Source organism: Sulfitobacter sp. AS59 (assembly GCF_038899995.1).
In the GTDB taxonomy this organism is placed as follows: Bacteria; Pseudomonadota; Alphaproteobacteria; order Rhodobacterales; family Rhodobacteraceae; genus Sulfitobacter.
The window spans coordinates 714,336-730,843 of the sequence record NZ_JBBMQK010000001.1; the positions used below are offsets into that span (position 1 = coordinate 714,336).

A 16,508-nucleotide genomic window follows, 5' to 3' on the forward strand; every position below is an offset into this window, starting at 1 on the left:
ACCGACGGCAAATGTCGCTTTCGCGCCTGAACGGCCTAGCTGCGCTGCGCATTCCAGTCGGCGATCCAGTCTGGCAAATGGCTGATGTCTGGCAAAACCACATCGGCAAACGGGGCCAAATCATCAGCCTTCGCCATCCCGGTCAGTACCCCGACACCCAACATGCCAGCCGCTTTGGCCGCCAAAAGATCATGGGTGCTGTCACCGATCATGGCAATCGCAGCAGGGTCCAGCGCCACATGTTCCGCAAAACCAATCAACTGCCCCGGCTCGGGCTTACCGCCAAAGCCGCTGTCGAAACCAGCGACGAAATCAAACAGATGCGTCGCACCTGCGCTGTCCAGATGGGCCAAGGCAGGTTCTTCGGCGTCATTGGTCGCCACGCCCAGATGCAGCCCCTGCGCCCGAAGCCCGGTCAGGAACGGCACCAACGGGGTCACCTCGATCTGGGGCGCGCTTCCAGCCTCTTCATTGATCAGATCGATCAGTGCCTGTTGTGAATATTCGGGAAAATATTGATCCAGCACCAGAACGACATCTTTGGGTGTGCCCGCAATCACCACGCTGTCAGCGGCAAAGTTTTTGGCACCATAGTCAAACCCGATTGCCGCCCCGATTGTGGTCGCACGAGCGGTGTCTTGGTTGGTTAATCGGGTCAGGAACGCATAGGCCCATGCTTCCCAGGTGGTGGCAAAGTCGAACAGCGTACCGTCCTTGTCGAAAAGAATGCCTTTGATCACTGTCATGTCCAATTCACCTGTTCGCCGCCCGGCAACGCCTGCCGGGCCTGCATGACGCGTTCATAGGGTGCCCCTATGGTGTCGCAAAACGCAATCACCCATGCATCATCCATCATGAGAAAGTCCAGAACAGCGCCCAGAAACCCCGGATCAGCGGCTTGCGCGCGTAGATCGTCAGCCCCGACACCGCTGGCATTCATAAACACCGGTAGAAGGTCTTCGTTGCCGACCAACCATGCCAAGGCTTGCAAGCCCAGAGCCTCGGCAGCTTCCTGCTTACCCATTCAAATTTCCCCACTGCTTAATTTTATGGCAACGCTTTTTTAACCAATTCGGTCAACAAGTAGGCCCATATCCTTATGGTTTTCGTATATTTTTCGTGGGAAAGGAAGGCAAATGCTGGGTAAGATCCTCATCGTTGATCCGATTGCCACGAATAGAATTATGCTGAAAACCAAACTAGGGCCTGCGTTCTATGATGTGCGGCAGGCAACCTCGGTTGCGGATGCATTGGTTCAGGCCAATCAAGACCCTCCTGACCTTGTTATTACTGCGTTTCAACTGTGTGATGCGGATGCGACCGCGATGCTGGATGGGCTGGCCCACGGTCAAAATGGCCGCCGCATTCCCGTGCTTGCAATCGGAGAGGATGAAAGCGCGGCACTGCGCCAATTGTTCCTGTCGCGGGGCGCGCGGGATGTATTGGTCAAACCCCTTGCGGATTCCCTGTTGTTAAGCCGGGTAAGAAGCCTGATCCGGCTGTATCATTCCAGTGAAGAATGGCATGTGCGCGCCGAAACCAGCCGTGTTTTTGGTCTGGCCGATCCCCCTGCCCGCTTTCAGGCCGCAGGACATATTCAGTTGGTCGGATCGGATAAGGGGCTAAACCACATCTGGGCGGGCCAGCTGCGCCGCGATACGCCACATAAGATTTCCGTTGCAGCCCCCGAAGACGCCTTGAAAGGGTTGTCCGGCGACGGGATACCCGATGTCTTTGTCCTTGTCCTGACACCGGACCCCGCGGCGGTCACCGGCCAGATGCATCTGATTTCCTCGATCCGGTCGAACGCCCGCACCCGCCACTGCGGTATCATCGTGGTGCAAACTACAGCCGACCCGGATGTTGCGGCAACTGCGCTGGATATGGGGGCGGATGATCTAATGCCGCAGGGGTTTAACCTGAAAGAGCTGCACCTGCGCCTGACCGCGTTGTTGGAGCGTAAAACCCAGATCGACCGCATTCGCGCAAGCGTTGATCTGGGCCTGCGCGAGGCGATATTCGACCCGCTGACCGGCCTATATAACCGGCGCTACGGATTGGCCGAGATGACACGCCAAACCAGCGAGGCAAAAGCGGATGACCTGCCTTTTGCCGTGATGATGGCGGACATGGATCATTTCAAGCGCATTAACGATAAGTATGGCCATGCCACAGGTGATGCGGTGCTGGTTGAAACCGCGCACCGCCTGCGATCACATCTGCGGCCCTGCGATATGGTCGCACGAATGGGCGGCGAAGAATTCCTGCTGTTGCTGCCTGCCACCCGGGAATCCGCCGCAACCGCTGTGGCCAATAGATTATGTCAGACGTTCGAGCATACCCCCTTCGTCATTCCCCGCGTCCCGGAACCCTTTACAGTGACGATCAGCATCGGGTTATGTATGATCTCCCACACCGACCTGGCAGATTTTGACGTCTCTTCTTCGGCAATTGAATGGGCAGATAAGGCGCTGTATGCCGCCAAAAACAAGGGACGAAATCGGGTTCTGTTGGGCCGCCCGGCGGCGTAGCCTTCCATCGGATTTCCGACATGACAGCCCGCATGTGAAGTAATACCTTGTACTTCGCATGAAAGTGGTGAGTATACATCCTTAGGTTGATTGATTGCGCGGAAAAACACCATGAACGATAGCGACAAACCCCTGATCGGGATTATGCTGATGCTTGGCTTTTGCATTGTCGCGCCTATCGGTGATGCCGTGGCAAAGCTGCTGGGGACCTCAGTGCCACTTGCGCAGGTCGTATTCGTGCGATTTGCCGTTCAGGTGATGCTGCTTTTGCCCATTGTATATCTGACCAAACGGCAATGGCGCATGTCGGGCATGACGCTTTGGCTGACCTTCCTGCGGACTGTGCTGCATATCCTCGGCATTGCCGCCATGTTCACCGCTCTCATCTATCTGCCGCTTGCCGATGCCGTCGCGATTGCGTTCGTGATGCCCTTTTTCATGCTGATCTTGGGTAAATATGTCTTGGGAGAGGAAGTTGGCAGTAGACGGCTAATGGCCTGTATCGTGGGGTTCGTGGGAACCTTGTTGGTGGTACAGCCCAGCTTTGCCAACGTGGGCTGGCCCGCCCTGTTGCCTGTCTTTGTGGCGGCCAATTTTTCCGTGTTCATGCTGGTCACCCGCAAGATCGCCAAGCAGACCGATCCGATTGGATTGCAAACCGTCAGCGGTGCCATGGCCGTCGTCCTGATGCTACCGCTTCTCTGGCTCGGGCCCAAGCTGGATATAGATGCGCTTGCACTGATCACACCCAACTTGGCGCAGTGGTCGCTTTTACTGGCGCTCGGCGTGCTGGGCAGCATGGCGCATCTGCTGATGACATGGTCCTTGCGCTACGCGCCTTCGGCGACGGTGGCCCCGATGCAATATCTGGAAATACCTTTTGCCACGCTGATCGGCTTTGTGATCTTTAACGACCTGCCCAACCCGATTGCGAGTGTGGGCATCGTGATCACCATGGCCGCAGGCCTTTATATTATCATGCGCGAGGGGGCCATCCAACGGCGGCTTGAGATACAAGCGCTTGCGCAACCGGCTGAATAAGCCTGCGTGGCAACATCAGCACTGCATTCGGCGCTGACATCTCAAGCTTAAGCGGCCCGGTGGCGCGGTTCGATGTACCGACCTTGGACAAGGTATCAAACGCAAGCCCTTCGATCGGCCACTCAAGCCCCTGACTGCGCCCGGTCACCGGGCCAAGGGGAAAGATCGAAACGACATCGCCCGGTTCGGTCGGCACTGTGATCGCGGGCGGCGCGATAAATAAGATTTCGGTCTGCGCCACCAGAATGCACGGACGATGGGCATATAGCGCCAAAACGTGCAACGCGTGCAGTTGGTGATCGATCCGCCCCCCCAGAAAGCCAAGGCCAACGATCAGCGGCGCGTCAATATGGCGTAGGGCCTTGTCAAAATCAGTGGTTTCCTGTTCACTTATTATAATTTGCCGGTCTTGGGGGATCTGCGAAAGAGTGTCTGCTGAAATGGAATCCATATCACCGATGACGGCCCTAAGCGGTATATTCGCACGCCGGGCCAGTTCTGCTCCGCTATCGGCTGCAACGCATACTGGCGCGATGTCTAGCACCTCTTTAAGCTGCGACACCTTCGCGTCGCCGCCACCTATAAGGGTAACTGCCTTAGAACTGGATACAATATGGCGCTTCAATGTCTTTTTACCCCCTTTTGGGAAACCTCGTCACAATGATGACACCAAATGATACCCTGCACGGCACAGATTCGGGCCGCTTTTGTCTTGAACGTCATGGTAAACAGTAAGCTGCAAAACGGCAGAGGACGAGCATCAGATGATGAATAACAACAAAATTCTGACGGTCTCATACGGCACGTTCTCGTGTACGTTAGAGGGCTTTGACGATTCATTCGGCACCATGAAGGTTATTGCGGAGTATTTCCGCGACCTGGCAGCAGAGGATCGTTATTTTGGCGCAGAGCCTCCGCAGCCTGATGCGAATATGCTGGCCCACATCGCCCAGAAAGAGATTTCGCGGAAAGTTGTTGGCTATCAGCAGGACGGTCAAATCGTTCTGAAAGCCCGCGAGGATGCCCCCGCACCTGTTGAACAGGCCGCCCCTGCCGTGCAAGCCCCTGCCGCAGATCTGCCTGTATATGACGACGCGGATGAGGCCGAGGCGCAAACACAAGCTGCCCCCGAAGACGAGGCTGAAGCCAAAGTTGATCTGACCGACGTCGATATCGTTCCCGGTCAGCCCGATGAAGAGATTAAGGCGTTCTTTGACGAGAAAGCCGCCGCCGAACCTGCCCGCCCATCTTCTGAGGCATCGCAAAACAGCAGCATCGCCGCGAAATTGCAGCGCATCCGTTCGGTCGTATCACGTCAGGATGTTGATGCCCCCGATGCAGACTATACCGAAGACGAACACGCCGACGAAAACCCCGCCCCGATGGCCGAGAACAACGGCTTTGTTGCAGATGCGGTAAAAGATATCGAAAGCGCGCTTGCCGCCGATGACGCGGTTGAAGCTGATGACGCTGATGCAGATGCAGATGAAGACGCTGCCAGCGCCCAGTTGAACCGTCTTTATGCAGAAACCGGGACCGATAATCTGGCCGAAGCAAGCACTGCAGACGCAATCACGGATGAAGATGCCGACCAAGACGCCAATTCTGAAAACCTGTTTGATGGCGCCGCATCGGCATCCCCAGAACCCGCCGCCGCGCCCCGTGGACGTGTGGTCAAGGTAAAGCGCGCCGATCTGACCGATGCTATCGCGCGCGGCAATCTGGAAGAATACAGTGAAGACGGTGATGCAGATGATGCACAGTCCGATGACATGCAAGACCGCCTGCCTGAGACCGTGGTGGATGCCCCCATCCAATCCTCCTTGTCCGCAGAAGAAGAGGACGAGCTGGCCCGCGAACTGGCCGAAGTTGAGGCCGATTTCGCAGATGACGTGTCTGGTGCGGATACATCAGACGACGCCATGACCGACGTCGCCGAAGACGAGGCCGCAGAAGAACCAGCAGAAGAGGCTATTACGGCAGAAACGAACGTGAATGCCGAACCACGCCGCAAGCTGCCATCTTTGGATGACGCGCAAGGCGCGGACATGAGCCGCCTGTTGGCCGAGACCGACAACCAGATGGACGACCCCGAAGGCACAGTACGCCGCGACGCCATCGCCCATCTGCGTGCAGCCGTTGCCGCCAAAAAGGCCGACATGGCCATGGGTGCAAACGACAGCGCCGATGACGACGGCACAGCCTACCGCAGCGATCTGGCCGAGGTGGTTAAACCGCGTCGCCCCGCCGCCGCAGCCACCCGCACTGACCGCCCGTCCGAGCCACGCCCGGCCCCGTTGAAACTGGTGGCAGAGCAGCGGATCGATATCAACTATGCCAAACCGGACACAGCAGCCCCCGTGCGCCCCCGCCGCGTGGCCGCCGTGGCCCCGACACCTGCCGCTGCCGCGCCGGTTGATGGTGGTTTCGTCAAATTCGCCGCCGACATGGGTGCCAGCACCTTGTCCGAGCTTTTGGAAGCCTCAGCTGCCTATCTGTCCTTTGTCGAAGGGATCGACCAGTTCTCAAGACCGCAGTTGATGCAAACCGTGCGCCAAGCTGAAAAAGAAGACTTCAGCCGCGAAGAAGGCCTGCGCGCCTTTGGCCAACTGCTGCGCGCCGGTAAATTGATCAAACTGGATGGGGGTCGCTTCAAAGCATCCGACGACATCGGTTATCAACCCGAAGAACGCGCCGCCGGCTAAACATTCCGGCACATGCTGAGTTAAAAAAACGGCCCCGCATCAGGGGCCGTTTTGTTATTTCTAACTGTCTTCTTTATCGGGGTCAGCTTGGCCAATCCCCTTGAACACATATTTGAACGGTATTGCCCAGATGATGCCAAGGCCCACATAGATCGCAAGTTCGATCCAGAACGGAGGCCGGTCAAACTGGCCGATAATGGCGACCGCAGCAATGATATAGGCGGGCAATCCAACCAATAAAATCACCAGCGACCAGCGCCGCCGTGCCTTGTAACTCAATGCCATTGCCACTCTCCCGTTGCGCTGCGCCCCGGTCAACGGGTGTCACAGCGCCCAAAGTCAAACCTAGTCGGCGAAGGGGTCCGTCACCAAAATCGTGTCTTCACGTTCAGGCGATGTGGACAGCAACGCAACCGGACAACCGATCAACTCTTCAACCCGGCGCACATATTTGATCGCATTGGCAGGCAATTCCGCCCAGCTGCGCGCGCCTTCGGTCGATTCGGACCAACCTGGCATTTCCTCGTAAACCGGCGTGCACCGCGCTTGCTGATCTGCCGCCGTTGGCAAATATTCCAGCATCTGACCGTCCAGCTCATAGCCCGTACAAATCTTGAGCGTCTCAAAACCGTCCAACACGTCCAGCTTGGTAAAGGCGATACCATTTACACCGGATGTAGCACATGTCTGGCGCACCAGAACCGCATCAAACCAGCCACAGCGGCGCTTGCGCCCGGTCACGGTGCCAAACTCGTGGCCCCGTTCGCCCAAACGCTGGCCATCGGCGTCATTCAACTCGGCCGGGAAAGGGCCTTCGCCCACACGGGTGGTGTAGGCTTTGACGATCCCCAAGACGAAATCAATCGACCCAGGCCCGATCCCGGTGCCCGTTGCGGCCTGACCTGCAATCACATTCGATGAGGTCACAAAAGGATAGGTGCCAAAGTCGATGTCCAGCAACGCGCCCTGCGCGCCCTCAAACAAAATGCGTTTGCCAGCTTTGCGCTTCTCGTTCAGCACTTTCCAAACTGGTGCGGCATATTCCAATACGGATGGCGCAATCTCACGCAGGGCAGCAAGCAAGGCATCACGGTCAATCGGCTCAAGCCCAAGGCCGCGGCGCAACGCGTCATGATGCACCAACGCGCGATCCACACGCAGCTCTAGCGTGGCATCATCGGCCAAATCGGCAACCCGAACCGACCGGCGACCCACTTTGTCTTCATATGCCGGCCCAATGCCGCGACCCGTCGTGCCGATCTTGGCAACGCTGGTCTGGTCTTCTCTGGCGCGGTCCAGCTCCCCGTGAATGGGCAGGATCAACGGTGTATTCTCGGCGATCATCAACGTCTCAGGCGTGATCTCAACGCCCTGCTCGCGCAAAATCGCGATCTCTTTGACCAAATGCCATGGGTCCAGAACGACCCCGTTGCCAATAACCGACAGCTTTCCGCCCCGCACAATGCCCGATGGCAGCAAGCTTAGCTTGAACACCTTGCCGTCAATAACCAACGTATGCCCGGCATTATGCCCGCCCTGAAACCGCGCGATTACATCGGCGCGCTCGCTCAGCCAGTCGACAATTTTGCCTTTTCCCTCATCGCCCCACTGAGCGCCTACGACAACAACATTGGCCATGGTGATATTCCTTTAACGGTGCAAACCCGCGTCGGTATAGCCGCGCGCGCCGCGAACCGAAACTGCAAAATGACATCTTCGCTTCTCTGGCTCGAAAATATCCTCGCCAACGGCGAAATCTTTTGGACCGCCCATAGACTTTTATGCCTTCGGCGAGGATATTTATGAGCCAGAGAAGCAGGGGAATAAACTGAATGGGTTTTATCATAAGATGGCTATGCGCCTTGGCCCTGCTCACGGTCACCTTTAACCCGACCGACTATAATTACATCACCTGGGTGCGGGACTATGGACACATGAACATGTCCGTCGCCGCCCTGCTGGGGCTGATCCTGTTTATCGGCTACGTCATTTATCTGCGCGCCACGCTGCGCTCGATCGGCGGATTCGGCATGTTTCTGGTGCTCGCCGTTGTCGGCGCAAGCCTGTGGGTGCTGTTTGATTATGGTGTGCTCAGCTTGGACAATAAAGATTTCAACGTCTGGCTTGGGCTGCTTGCCCTTAGTTTTGTTCTGGGCGTCGGCCTCAGTTGGAGCATCGTGCGCCGCGCGGTATCGGGCCAAGCGGATATGGATGACGTCGAGGAATAAACGGGATGGCGGGCGGGGCGTCTTGGCCGCAGGGCCAAGCGCGCCGAAGGCATCCAGACCCCCGATCCGCGCCGCGCAGGCCAATCCTTGCTTGCCCCCATGGGCAAACATCCCTAGATACCTTCAAAGTTAGAACCAAAGCCCGTAGGTACTCATGGAAAACGTTGTCCTGATCGTCCATCTCATTCTGGCCCTCGGCCTGATTGCCGTTGTGTTGCTACAACGGTCCGAAGGCGGCGGCCTAGGTATGGGCGGCGGAGGCGGCGGTGCGGTCTCTGGCAGGTCCGCCGCAACGGCCATGGGCAAGATCACCTGGGTTCTGGCCATTCTGTTCATCATCACGTCGATCACACTGACCATCATCGCCGCAGAGAAATCTGCAGGATCGTCCGTGATTGACCGCCTTGGGGCAACACCACCGGCGCTGAATGACGCACCAGTGCTGCCAGATAGCGACAGCTTGCTGCCACCAACACCGGCAGATAACACGCCGCAAGTTCCGACAGCGGATTAATCCAGTTACCACAATAACTTGAGGTCAGGCCAAGATTCGTAACAGGATGTTGCGGCTTGGCCTTGCCTTATCCACCATAATTCTGTTAGGCTTTAGTCCCGTGGTGCTGCGGTTTTCCGCAGCTCATTTGGCTGGCTTTGGCCACATCAAATTTGAACTTCACGGGGGTCTTCGATCACATGGCACGCTATATTTTCATCACGGGCGGTGTGGTTTCCAGCCTTGGCAAAGGGCTGGCATCAGCCGCCTTGGGCGCATTGCTGCAAGCACGCGGATTTTCTGTACGTCTGCGCAAGCTTGATCCTTACCTGAACGTCGATCCCGGAACGATGTCGCCCTTTGAACATGGCGAAGTGTTCGTGACCGACGATGGCGCGGAAACCGACCTTGATCTGGGCCATTACGAGCGTTTCACCGGTGTTGCTGCGCGCAAGACAGATTCGATCAGCTCGGGCCGCGTCTATTCCACCGTTTTGGAGAAAGAGCGCCGAGGCGATTATCTGGGTAAAACCATTCAGGTCATTCCCCACGTCACCAACGAAATCAAAGATTTCTTGCATGTCGGCGATGACGAAGTTGATTTTATGCTATGCGAGATCGGCGGAACCGTCGGCGACATTGAAGGGCTGCCCTTCTTTGAAGCGATCCGCCAGTTCAGCCATGACAAGCCGCGCGGCCAATGTATCTTTATGCACCTCACCTTGCTGCCCTATCTGGCCGCCAGCGGAGAGTTGAAAACCAAACCCACCCAGCACTCGGTCAAAGAGCTGCAAAGCATCGGGATCGCGCCGGACATTCTGGTCTGCCGGTCCGAACATCCGATCCCCGAAAAAGAGCGCGAAAAGATCGCCCTGTTCTGTAACGTGCGCAAAGATGCGGTTGTTGCGGCCTATGATCTGAAAACCATCTATGATGCGCCTTTGGCCTATCACGCGCAGGGTCTGGATCAGGCCGTGCTGGATGCGTTCCAAATCTCACCCGCGCCGAAACCTGATCTGACCGTCTGGCGCGATGTATCCGACCGCGTGCACAACCCCGAAGGCGAGGTCAGCGTGGCCATCGTGGGCAAATACACCCAGCTTGAAGACGCCTATAAATCCATCGCCGAGGCGTTGACCCATGGGGGCATGGCCAACCGCGTCAAGGTCAAGGTCGAATGGGTCGATGCAGAGGTCTTCGACAAGGCGGACGACGTTGCGCCGTACCTCGAAGGGTATCACGCGATCCTTGTGCCGGGTGGTTTTGGCGAGCGCGGGACCGAGGGCAAAATCAAAGCCGCGCAATACGCCCGCGAGCACAAAGTCCCCTATCTGGGCATCTGTCTGGGCATGCAAATGGCCGTGATCGAGGCCGCGCGGAACGTTGCGGGTCTGCCCAATGCGGGCTCAGAGGAATTTGATCACGAATCCACCGGGAAAAAGCGTTTCGAGCCGGTTGTTTACCACCTCAAGGAATGGGTGCAGGGCAATCACAAAGTGGAACGCAAAGTCGGCGATGACAAAGGCGGCACCATGCGTTTGGGCGCCTATGACGCGACGCTGAAAGAAGGGTCACATGTGGCCGAGATTTACGGCAAGACGTCGATTGATGAACGCCACCGTCACCGCTACGAGGTCGACACAGCGTACCGCAAAAAACTTGAAGAAGCCGGTCTGGTATTTTCGGGCATGTCGCCGGATGGCAAGCTGCCCGAGATCGTGGAATGGCCCGATCACCCGTGGTTCATCGGCGTGCAGTTCCACCCCGAGCTGAAGTCCAAGCCCTTTGACCCGCACCCCCTGTTCAAGGATTTTGTCCGCGCAGCGAAAGAGATATCGCGGCTCGTCTAACCCTATAAAAGGCGGCCCCTCATGCTGAGCTATCAACATATCTATCACGCGGGCAATCTGGCCGACGTGCACAAACACAGCCTGCTGGCGTGGACCTTGGGCTATATGACCCGCAAGGAAAAGCCGCTGACCTACATGGAAACCCATGCCGGTCGCGCGCTGTATGATCTGTCGGATACGGCCGCCCTCAAAACCGGCGAGGCGGTGCAGGGCATTGGCCGCGCGCGCGGATGGTTCGGCAAGGACCATCGCTATAGCCGCGTGCTGGATGCGGTGGCCCAAGAACACGGACCCGATTCGTATCCCGGGTCGCCTTTGATCGCGGCCAAGCTGCTGCGCGAGACGGATAATATCCATCTGGCCGATCTGCACCCCGGTGAATTCAGCGCGCTTGATCTGGCGATGTCGCCCTATGACGTGAAATGCCACCACCGCGACGGGTTCGAAATGGCCTTTGCCCTGACGCCGCCCACCCCGCGGCGCGGGATGATGCTGATTGACCCCAGCTTCGAGATCAAGACCGACTACGTGGATATCCCTCGCCACATTGGCAAGCTGGCCAAGGCGTGGAACGTCGGTGTGATCGCGCTTTGGTATCCAATCCTGACATCGAAACTGCACCAACCCATGCTCAGCGCGCTGATGGGCGCGCATCCCGATGCCCTGCGTCACGAGGTCGGGTTTGCGCCCGCCCGTCCGGGGCATGGCATGATCGGATCGGGCATGTTCGTGATCAATCCGCCCTATGGGCTAAAGGAAGAAGCCGCTAGGCTGACCGGAAAATTCAAATCTTTGCCAAGATAAGGAAATACGATGCCCAAAGGATACTGGATCGCCAATGTCGATGTGCGTGACGCCGCCGTTTACGAAAAATACCGCGCCGCCAATGCGAAACCCTTCGCCGATTTCGGGGCCAAGTTTCTGGTGCGTGGTGCCACCGCTGATGTGCGCGAAGGCACCTCGCGGCCCCGCATCGTTGTGATCGAATTTCCCAGCCTTGCCGATGCCGTCGCCTGCTATGAAAGCGCCGATTACCAAGCCGCCAAAGACATCCGGTCGACCGTGTCAGATGGCACGCTGGTCATCATCGAAGGCTATGACGGCTAGGGCTGCGTCCTTTATACATCAGTCATGTGTCATCGCTGTTTCTTTGGGAACAGATCGCCAGAATCAGTGTTAATTTAGCTCTACGAAACCACCTAGTGAGTGCCCATGTTTGAACGCCTGTTTCCACGTCGCAAACCTGACCCCAAACCCCTGCCGCAGCCTACGCCGCAACTGGCATTGGGTGCGCTTTTGGTGCGCGTGGCTTTTGCCGATCAAAACTACGAAGTTGCCGAAGTCAGCCAGATCGACCGTATCCTTGCGCGGACGTTCAACCTTAAACCGCTTGAGGCTGCCAAACTGCGCGCGACCTGCGAAGCGTTGGAACGCCACGCCCCCGGCACCCCCGAATTCGCGACCATCCTGCGCGAAGAAATCCCCTATGCCGACCGCAAGGCACTGGGTGACGCGATGTGGTCGGTTGCGCTGGCGGACGGTGGACGCGACGAAAACGAAGAAATTCAATTGCTTGCCATCGAAACCGCCCTTGGCCTGACGGATCAGGACATGGCAGCGGCCCGCGAAACCGCGCTCAAGGCATTGTAAGCTTGGCCTTTCTGCATGGCGGCACTATATGACCCCCATGTTTGCAGATTTTCTAAAACGGCTGACACAGCCCGAACCCGCCCAAATGCCTGATGCCGATGCGCGTCTGGCGCTGACCGCACTTTTGGTGCGCATCGCCAAGTCGGACAATGAATACGCCCCGGCTGAACAATCCCGCATCGATCAGATCACAGCCAAACGTTATGGCCTTGATTCTGATGGCGTAAAGGCCCTGCGCGCAGACGCAGAACAGCTTGAAGCCGAAGCCCCCGATACCGTCCGTTTCACCCGCGCCATCAAGGATGCAGTCCCCTATGACGCGCGTCTTGGCGTGATCGAGGCGTTGTGGGAAGTCGTGCTGGCCGACGGCATGCGCTCTGACGAAGAAAACGCGCTGCTGCGCTTGGTCACTAACCTGTTGGGCGTGACCGATACTGACAGCGCCATGGCCCGTCAGCGTATCGAAGAGCGCGGTTAATTTAGCCGCGTTCCCCGCGATTACGCCGGGTCAATGCCGTTTATTTAGGCAAAAACCAAGTTCTAGATTGCAAACGCCCCGTAGAATAACCTTTAATCGCTTGAGCCAGCGCAACAAGGATGCCTCGTGACACAACAGCCCCCTGTGATTGAGATCAGAAACCTACACAAAGCCTATGGCGCTTTGGAGGTGCTGAAAGGTGTGTCGATGACGGCACCCAAGGGGCATGTGATTTCGCTAATCGGGTCTTCGGGGTCGGGCAAATCGACGTTGTTGCGCTGCTGCAATCTGCTTGAGGACAGCCAGCAAGGCGATCTGATTTTCAACGGGGAACCGGTGACGTGGAAGGGCGACGATCATAACCGCCGCCCGGCCGACCCCAAACAGGTGCTGCGCATTCGCACCAACCTGTCGATGGTGTTTCAGCAGTTCAATCTGTGGGCCCATATGACCATCCTTCAAAACGTGATGGAGGCCCCGCTGACTGTCCTGCGCCGTGATCGCGCCGAGGTCGAGAAATCGGCCCGCGCCTATCTGGACAAGGTCGGTATCGGCGACAAATGCGATGTGTACCCTGCCCAACTTTCTGGCGGCCAACAACAGCGCGCCGCCATCGCCCGCGCACTGTGCATGGAGCCCGAGGCCCTGCTGTTCGACGAACCCACGTCGGCGCTGGACCCCGAGCTGGAGCAGGAAGTTATCAAAGTTATCAAAGATCTGGCCACCGAGGGGCGCACGATGCTGATCGTGACACATGACATGAAACTGGCCGCTGATGTGTCGGATCATGTCGTGTTCCTGCACCAAGGGCTGATCGAAGAACAAGGGGCACCGGAACAACTGTTCGGTGCACCAAAATCGGAACGTCTGCGTGGATTCCTGTCAGCAGGCCACGTGTCGTAATATCAACAAAAAAAACGTTGGGAGACTACAAAATGAAGAAACTACTTTTGGCGACAGCCGCCGTCGCGCTGAGCGCCGGTTTCGCACTGGCAGACAGCCACGGCAAAACAATCCGCATGGGGACCGAGGGTGCCTACCCTCCCTATAACTTCCTGAACGATGCGGGCGAAGTTGACGGTTTCGAACGCGAAGTCGGCGACGAGCTGTGCGCGCGCGCAGAACTGACCTGTGAATGGGTCACAAACGAATGGGACAGCATCATCCCGAACCTGACATCCGGCAACTATGACACGATCATCGCTGGCATGAGCATCACAGACGAGCGTGAAGAAGTCATCGATTTCACGCAAAACTACTTCCCGCCAGCGGCCTCGGCCTATGTGGCGAAATCTGAAGGTGCAGACATCGCAGGCGGTGTTGTTGCAGCACAGACCAGCACAATCCAAGCGGGTCACGTTGCAGAATCCGGCGCAACCTTGCTGGAATTCGCGACCTATGACGAAACAGTTGCAGCCGTGAACAACGGCGAAGCTGACGCTGTTTTCGCTGACAAAGACGCACTGGCCCCCACAGTCGAAGAATCCGGCGGCGAGCTGATGTTTGTTGGCGACGACGTGCCATTGGGCGGCGGTATTGGCCTTGGCCTGCGCGAAAGCGACACCGAGCTGAAAGCGAAATTCAACGCCGCCATCCAGTCCATGAAGGACGATGGCAGCCTGAACAAACTGATCATCAAATGGTTCGGCGAAGGTTCGAAAACCTTCTGATCCTAGACATCTGATCTTAGGGGGGCGGCGTCACACCCGCCCCTTTTTCCATACTTCAAGACGCCCAATAAGGGCGCTGCCACTCGGGGACATCTCGTTATTTTTGCCTGTACCGATCCTGAAACGCTTTCCGGCCTGTCTTGGCTGACGTGCTACCTGACCACGGGCAAGCATCTGGCGTTCTACGGGGCCTTTGGCACCGTGCTGATGCTGCTGGCCGTGACGGCACCGGCGGCGATGATCTTTGGCTTTGGCGGGGCGATGGCCGCGCGGTCGCGGGTGCTGCCGCTGTCATGGCTGGGCCGTGGCTATATCGCCATCGTGCGCGGCGTGCCTGATATTGCATTCTTTCTATTCTTTGTGATCGCACTGGATCAGGGCATTGAATACCTGCGCCACAAGATCAAATGCCCCGATTGGGACGAACCGATCCGGCAGGGCAGTGATTTTATCGTCTGTCAGGCGGCCAAAATGCCCTTGGGCAACTCGCCCCAATGGGTCCATGAGGCCTATGGGTTTTCTCTGGCCGTTCTGACCTTTGCCATCGTTTTCGGGGCCTTTGCGGCCAACGTTCTTTATGGTGCCATGCGCGCTGTCCCCCGTGCCCAGCTTGAAACGGCCGAGGCGTATGGCATGTCGCCCCGCCAGACCTTTTGGCGCGTGTTGGTGCCGCAGATGTGGGTCTATGCCCTGCCCGGCTTGGGCAATCTGTGGATGGTGCTGATCAAGGCCACGCCGCTGTTATTCCTGCTGGGCGTCGAAGACATCGTTTATTGGGCGCGTGATCTGGGCGGGGCCAAGACGCCGCGCTTTACCGACTATCCCCATCCCGATTGGCGGATGTGGTATTTCCTGGCCCTGCTGGTGTTTTACCTTTGCTTCACGCGCCTGTCTGAAATTGTGCTGGACCGCACCATGCGGCGGCTGACCCACGGGCAGGCCACGGCGGGCGGCGAAGCCCAGCGAAAGGCGCTGACATGACCTGTTTTGAGACAATTCAGGCCTATGGGCTCCGCTCGCTTGGGATTGGTGAACGGTTGTTGCCTCGCAGCGATTTCACCTTGTGTGATCAGTTCACCCTGATCGGATCGGGCATGATCTGGAACGTCTATTTCGGGTTCTTCGCGTTGGTGTCCGGCTTTCTGCTGGCAACCGCCCTTGCCGTGGCCAAGGCCAACCCGAACCCATGGCTGCGCAAACCGGCGGAATGGTTCATCTTTCTGTTTCGCGGATCGCCGCTGTTTATCCAGTTCTTCTTTGGTTATTTTTTATTCCTTAGCCTAAAATCTGTGCACCCGTTTTTTGATGCATTTACCTCTGCTTGGCTGGGCGCATTGGTGGTTTTGTTCTTTAACACCTCTGCCTATTCCGCCGAAATCTTCTATGGCGCGCTGCAATCCATCCCCAAAGGCGACACCGAAGCGGCGGATGCCTACGGCCTGTCAGGCTGGCATCGTTTCAAGCGCGTGATCTGGCCCACCATGCTGCGTCTGGCATGGCCCGCCTATACAAACGAGGCTATTTTCCTGTTTCACGCAACGACTTTGGTGTTCTTCACAGGGTTTCCCGCGCTGCAACAACGCGGTGATGCGCTGTATTATGCCAGCTATTTCGCCGACAAAACATTCAACCCCTTTGTCCCCTATCCGATATTGGCGATGTATTTTGTGATGCTGACGCTGGTCATCATTGGGGTCTTCGGTCTGATAAACCGCCGCCTGAACAAGCACCTGCCGCAAGAGCAGATACGGAAAATTCGCTTGCGTCCTAATCTGATACGGTAGTATCCATCTTTTGATCAAATTATTTGGCGCGTGGGCGTCGACCCCGGGTTTCGCCTTTTGAAGACCCCGTTTCATGCC

19 protein-coding genes are annotated in these 16,508 nt (G+C 57.3%); 14 read left to right on the forward strand and 5 right to left on the reverse strand.

Annotated features, from left to right (window positions below):
• Nucleotides 1–35 precede the first annotated feature (35 nt).
• Together WNY39_RS03550 and WNY39_RS03555 are read right to left on the reverse strand one after the other, a co-directional pair.
• Nucleotides 36–746 carry an HAD family hydrolase gene (locus WNY39_RS03550; protein ID WP_342844110.1) on the reverse strand — a complete coding sequence of 237 codons (711 nt, stop codon included), beginning with the start codon at nucleotides 744–746 and terminating at the stop codon, nucleotides 36–38.
• The gene (locus WNY39_RS03555) at nucleotides 743–1,024 is read right to left on the reverse strand and encodes a DUF3572 domain-containing protein (RefSeq protein WP_341234836.1); all 282 of its coding nucleotides are present in this window, start codon (nucleotides 1,022–1,024) and stop codon (nucleotides 743–745) included. The genes WNY39_RS03550 and WNY39_RS03555 overlap by 4 nt, the downstream gene beginning before the upstream one ends.
• A 112-nt stretch (nucleotides 1,025–1,136) precedes the next feature.
• Between WNY39_RS03555 and WNY39_RS03560 the strand changes: the two genes are divergently transcribed.
• On the forward strand, nucleotides 1,137–2,531 hold the full coding sequence (locus tag WNY39_RS03560; RefSeq protein WP_342844113.1) for a diguanylate cyclase: 1,395 nt from the start codon (nucleotides 1,137–1,139) through the stop codon (nucleotides 2,529–2,531).
• A 111-nt stretch (nucleotides 2,532–2,642) separates the two neighbouring features.
• On the forward strand, nucleotides 2,643–3,572 hold the full coding sequence (locus WNY39_RS03565) for a DMT family transporter (RefSeq protein ID WP_342844115.1): 930 nt from the start codon (nucleotides 2,643–2,645) through the stop codon (nucleotides 3,570–3,572).
• Here the strand turns inward: WNY39_RS03565 and WNY39_RS03570 are convergent.
• Nucleotides 3,508–4,197: a thiamine diphosphokinase gene (locus tag WNY39_RS03570; protein WP_342844117.1), complete on the reverse strand. Its 690-nt coding sequence runs from the start codon at nucleotides 4,195–4,197 to the stop codon at nucleotides 3,508–3,510. The two genes, WNY39_RS03565 and WNY39_RS03570, sit on opposite strands and share 65 nt — an antisense overlap.
• Before the next feature lie 139 nt (nucleotides 4,198–4,336).
• On the opposite strand from WNY39_RS03570, the gene WNY39_RS03575 reads away from it, so the two are divergent.
• Nucleotides 4,337–6,277 carry a hypothetical protein gene (locus tag WNY39_RS03575; RefSeq protein WP_342844119.1) on the forward strand — a complete coding sequence of 647 codons (1,941 nt, stop codon included), beginning with the start codon at nucleotides 4,337–4,339 and terminating at the stop codon, nucleotides 6,275–6,277.
• A gap of 60 nt (nucleotides 6,278–6,337) precedes the next feature.
• Here WNY39_RS03575 and WNY39_RS03580 read toward each other — a convergent pair whose 3' ends face one another.
• Entirely contained in the window at nucleotides 6,338–6,562 is a 225-nt protein-coding gene (locus WNY39_RS03580) for a DUF2842 domain-containing protein (RefSeq protein ID WP_342844121.1), read from the reverse strand.
• 60 nt (nucleotides 6,563–6,622) lie between these two features.
• The gene (locus WNY39_RS03585; protein ID WP_342844123.1) at nucleotides 6,623–7,915 is read right to left on the reverse strand and encodes an adenylosuccinate synthase; all 1,293 of its coding nucleotides are present in this window, start codon (nucleotides 7,913–7,915) and stop codon (nucleotides 6,623–6,625) included.
• Between the two features lie 194 nt (nucleotides 7,916–8,109).
• Here WNY39_RS03585 and WNY39_RS03590 point away from each other — a divergent pair, with 194 nt between their 5' ends.
• From WNY39_RS03590 to WNY39_RS03640, 11 genes are all read left to right on the forward strand, one after another.
• Nucleotides 8,110–8,505 carry a DUF6524 family protein gene (locus WNY39_RS03590; RefSeq protein WP_342844125.1) on the forward strand — a complete coding sequence of 132 codons (396 nt, stop codon included), beginning with the start codon at nucleotides 8,110–8,112 and terminating at the stop codon, nucleotides 8,503–8,505.
• Between the two features lie 154 nt (nucleotides 8,506–8,659).
• A complete protein-coding gene (secG, locus tag WNY39_RS03595; RefSeq protein WP_341234844.1) occupies nucleotides 8,660–9,019 on the forward strand; it encodes a preprotein translocase subunit SecG in 360 nt (119 codons plus the stop codon).
• 179 nt (nucleotides 9,020–9,198) lie between these two features.
• A complete protein-coding gene (locus WNY39_RS03600) occupies nucleotides 9,199–10,848 on the forward strand; it encodes a CTP synthase (RefSeq protein ID WP_341234845.1) in 1,650 nt (549 codons plus the stop codon).
• 21 nt (nucleotides 10,849–10,869) lie between these two features.
• Complete coding sequence (rlmJ, locus tag WNY39_RS03605; RefSeq protein WP_342844128.1) at nucleotides 10,870–11,652, forward strand: 23S rRNA (adenine(2030)-N(6))-methyltransferase RlmJ; 783 nt, start codon at nucleotides 10,870–10,872, stop codon at nucleotides 11,650–11,652.
• Between the two features lie 9 nt (nucleotides 11,653–11,661).
• Nucleotides 11,662–11,955, forward strand: coding sequence for a DUF1330 domain-containing protein (locus WNY39_RS03610; protein WP_342844130.1), 294 nt, complete (start codon nucleotides 11,662–11,664; stop codon nucleotides 11,953–11,955).
• Between the two features lie 105 nt (nucleotides 11,956–12,060).
• The gene (locus WNY39_RS03615) at nucleotides 12,061–12,498 is read left to right on the forward strand and encodes a TerB family tellurite resistance protein (RefSeq protein WP_341234848.1); all 438 of its coding nucleotides are present in this window, start codon (nucleotides 12,061–12,063) and stop codon (nucleotides 12,496–12,498) included.
• Between the two features lie 37 nt (nucleotides 12,499–12,535).
• Nucleotides 12,536–12,976 (forward strand): TerB family tellurite resistance protein, encoded by a 441-nt coding sequence (locus WNY39_RS03620; protein ID WP_342844357.1) that lies wholly within the window; start codon nucleotides 12,536–12,538, stop codon nucleotides 12,974–12,976.
• A 126-nt stretch (nucleotides 12,977–13,102) separates the two neighbouring features.
• Nucleotides 13,103–13,879: an ATP-binding cassette domain-containing protein gene (locus WNY39_RS03625; protein ID WP_341234849.1), complete on the forward strand. Its 777-nt coding sequence runs from the start codon at nucleotides 13,103–13,105 to the stop codon at nucleotides 13,877–13,879.
• 32 nt (nucleotides 13,880–13,911) lie between these two features.
• Nucleotides 13,912–14,646: a transporter substrate-binding domain-containing protein gene (locus WNY39_RS03630; protein WP_342844133.1), complete on the forward strand. Its 735-nt coding sequence runs from the start codon at nucleotides 13,912–13,914 to the stop codon at nucleotides 14,644–14,646.
• Nucleotides 14,647–14,853: 207 nt separating this feature from the next.
• Complete coding sequence (locus WNY39_RS03635; protein ID WP_342844359.1) at nucleotides 14,854–15,627, forward strand: ABC transporter permease subunit; 774 nt, start codon at nucleotides 14,854–14,856, stop codon at nucleotides 15,625–15,627.
• Nucleotides 15,624–16,430, forward strand: coding sequence for an ABC transporter permease subunit (locus tag WNY39_RS03640; protein WP_342844134.1), 807 nt, complete (start codon nucleotides 15,624–15,626; stop codon nucleotides 16,428–16,430). The genes WNY39_RS03635 and WNY39_RS03640 overlap by 4 nt, the downstream gene beginning before the upstream one ends.
• Nucleotides 16,431–16,508: the final 78 nt, after the last annotated feature.

Coding starts and splice junctions, on each gene's coding strand:
- WNY39_RS03550 (WP_342844110.1), bottom strand. CDS start 746: ATGACAGTGATCAAAGGCATTCTTTTCGACAAGGACGGTACGCTGTTC.
- WNY39_RS03555 (WP_341234836.1), bottom strand. CDS start 1,024: ATGGGTAAGCAGGAAGCTGCCGAGGCTCTGGGCTTGCAAGCCTTGGCA.
- WNY39_RS03560 (WP_342844113.1), top strand. CDS start 1,137: ATGCTGGGTAAGATCCTCATCGTTGATCCGATTGCCACGAATAGAATT.
- WNY39_RS03565 (WP_342844115.1), top strand. CDS start 2,643: ATGAACGATAGCGACAAACCCCTGATCGGGATTATGCTGATGCTTGGC.
- WNY39_RS03575 (WP_342844119.1), top strand. CDS start 4,337: ATGATGAATAACAACAAAATTCTGACGGTCTCATACGGCACGTTCTCG.
- WNY39_RS03580 (WP_342844121.1), bottom strand. CDS start 6,562: ATGGCATTGAGTTACAAGGCACGGCGGCGCTGGTCGCTGGTGATTTTA.
- WNY39_RS03585 (WP_342844123.1), bottom strand. CDS start 7,915: ATGGCCAATGTTGTTGTCGTAGGCGCTCAGTGGGGCGATGAGGGAAAA.
- WNY39_RS03590 (WP_342844125.1), top strand. CDS start 8,110: ATGGGTTTTATCATAAGATGGCTATGCGCCTTGGCCCTGCTCACGGTC.
- secG (WP_341234844.1), top strand. CDS start 8,660: ATGGAAAACGTTGTCCTGATCGTCCATCTCATTCTGGCCCTCGGCCTG.
- WNY39_RS03600 (WP_341234845.1), top strand. CDS start 9,199: ATGGCACGCTATATTTTCATCACGGGCGGTGTGGTTTCCAGCCTTGGC.
- rlmJ (WP_342844128.1), top strand. CDS start 10,870: ATGCTGAGCTATCAACATATCTATCACGCGGGCAATCTGGCCGACGTG.
- WNY39_RS03610 (WP_342844130.1), top strand. CDS start 11,662: ATGCCCAAAGGATACTGGATCGCCAATGTCGATGTGCGTGACGCCGCC.
- WNY39_RS03615 (WP_341234848.1), top strand. CDS start 12,061: ATGTTTGAACGCCTGTTTCCACGTCGCAAACCTGACCCCAAACCCCTG.
- WNY39_RS03620 (WP_342844357.1), top strand. CDS start 12,536: ATGTTTGCAGATTTTCTAAAACGGCTGACACAGCCCGAACCCGCCCAA.
- WNY39_RS03630 (WP_342844133.1), top strand. CDS start 13,912: ATGAAGAAACTACTTTTGGCGACAGCCGCCGTCGCGCTGAGCGCCGGT.
- WNY39_RS03635 (WP_342844359.1), top strand. CDS start 14,854: ATGCTGCTGGCCGTGACGGCACCGGCGGCGATGATCTTTGGCTTTGGC.
- WNY39_RS03640 (WP_342844134.1), top strand. CDS start 15,624: ATGACCTGTTTTGAGACAATTCAGGCCTATGGGCTCCGCTCGCTTGGG.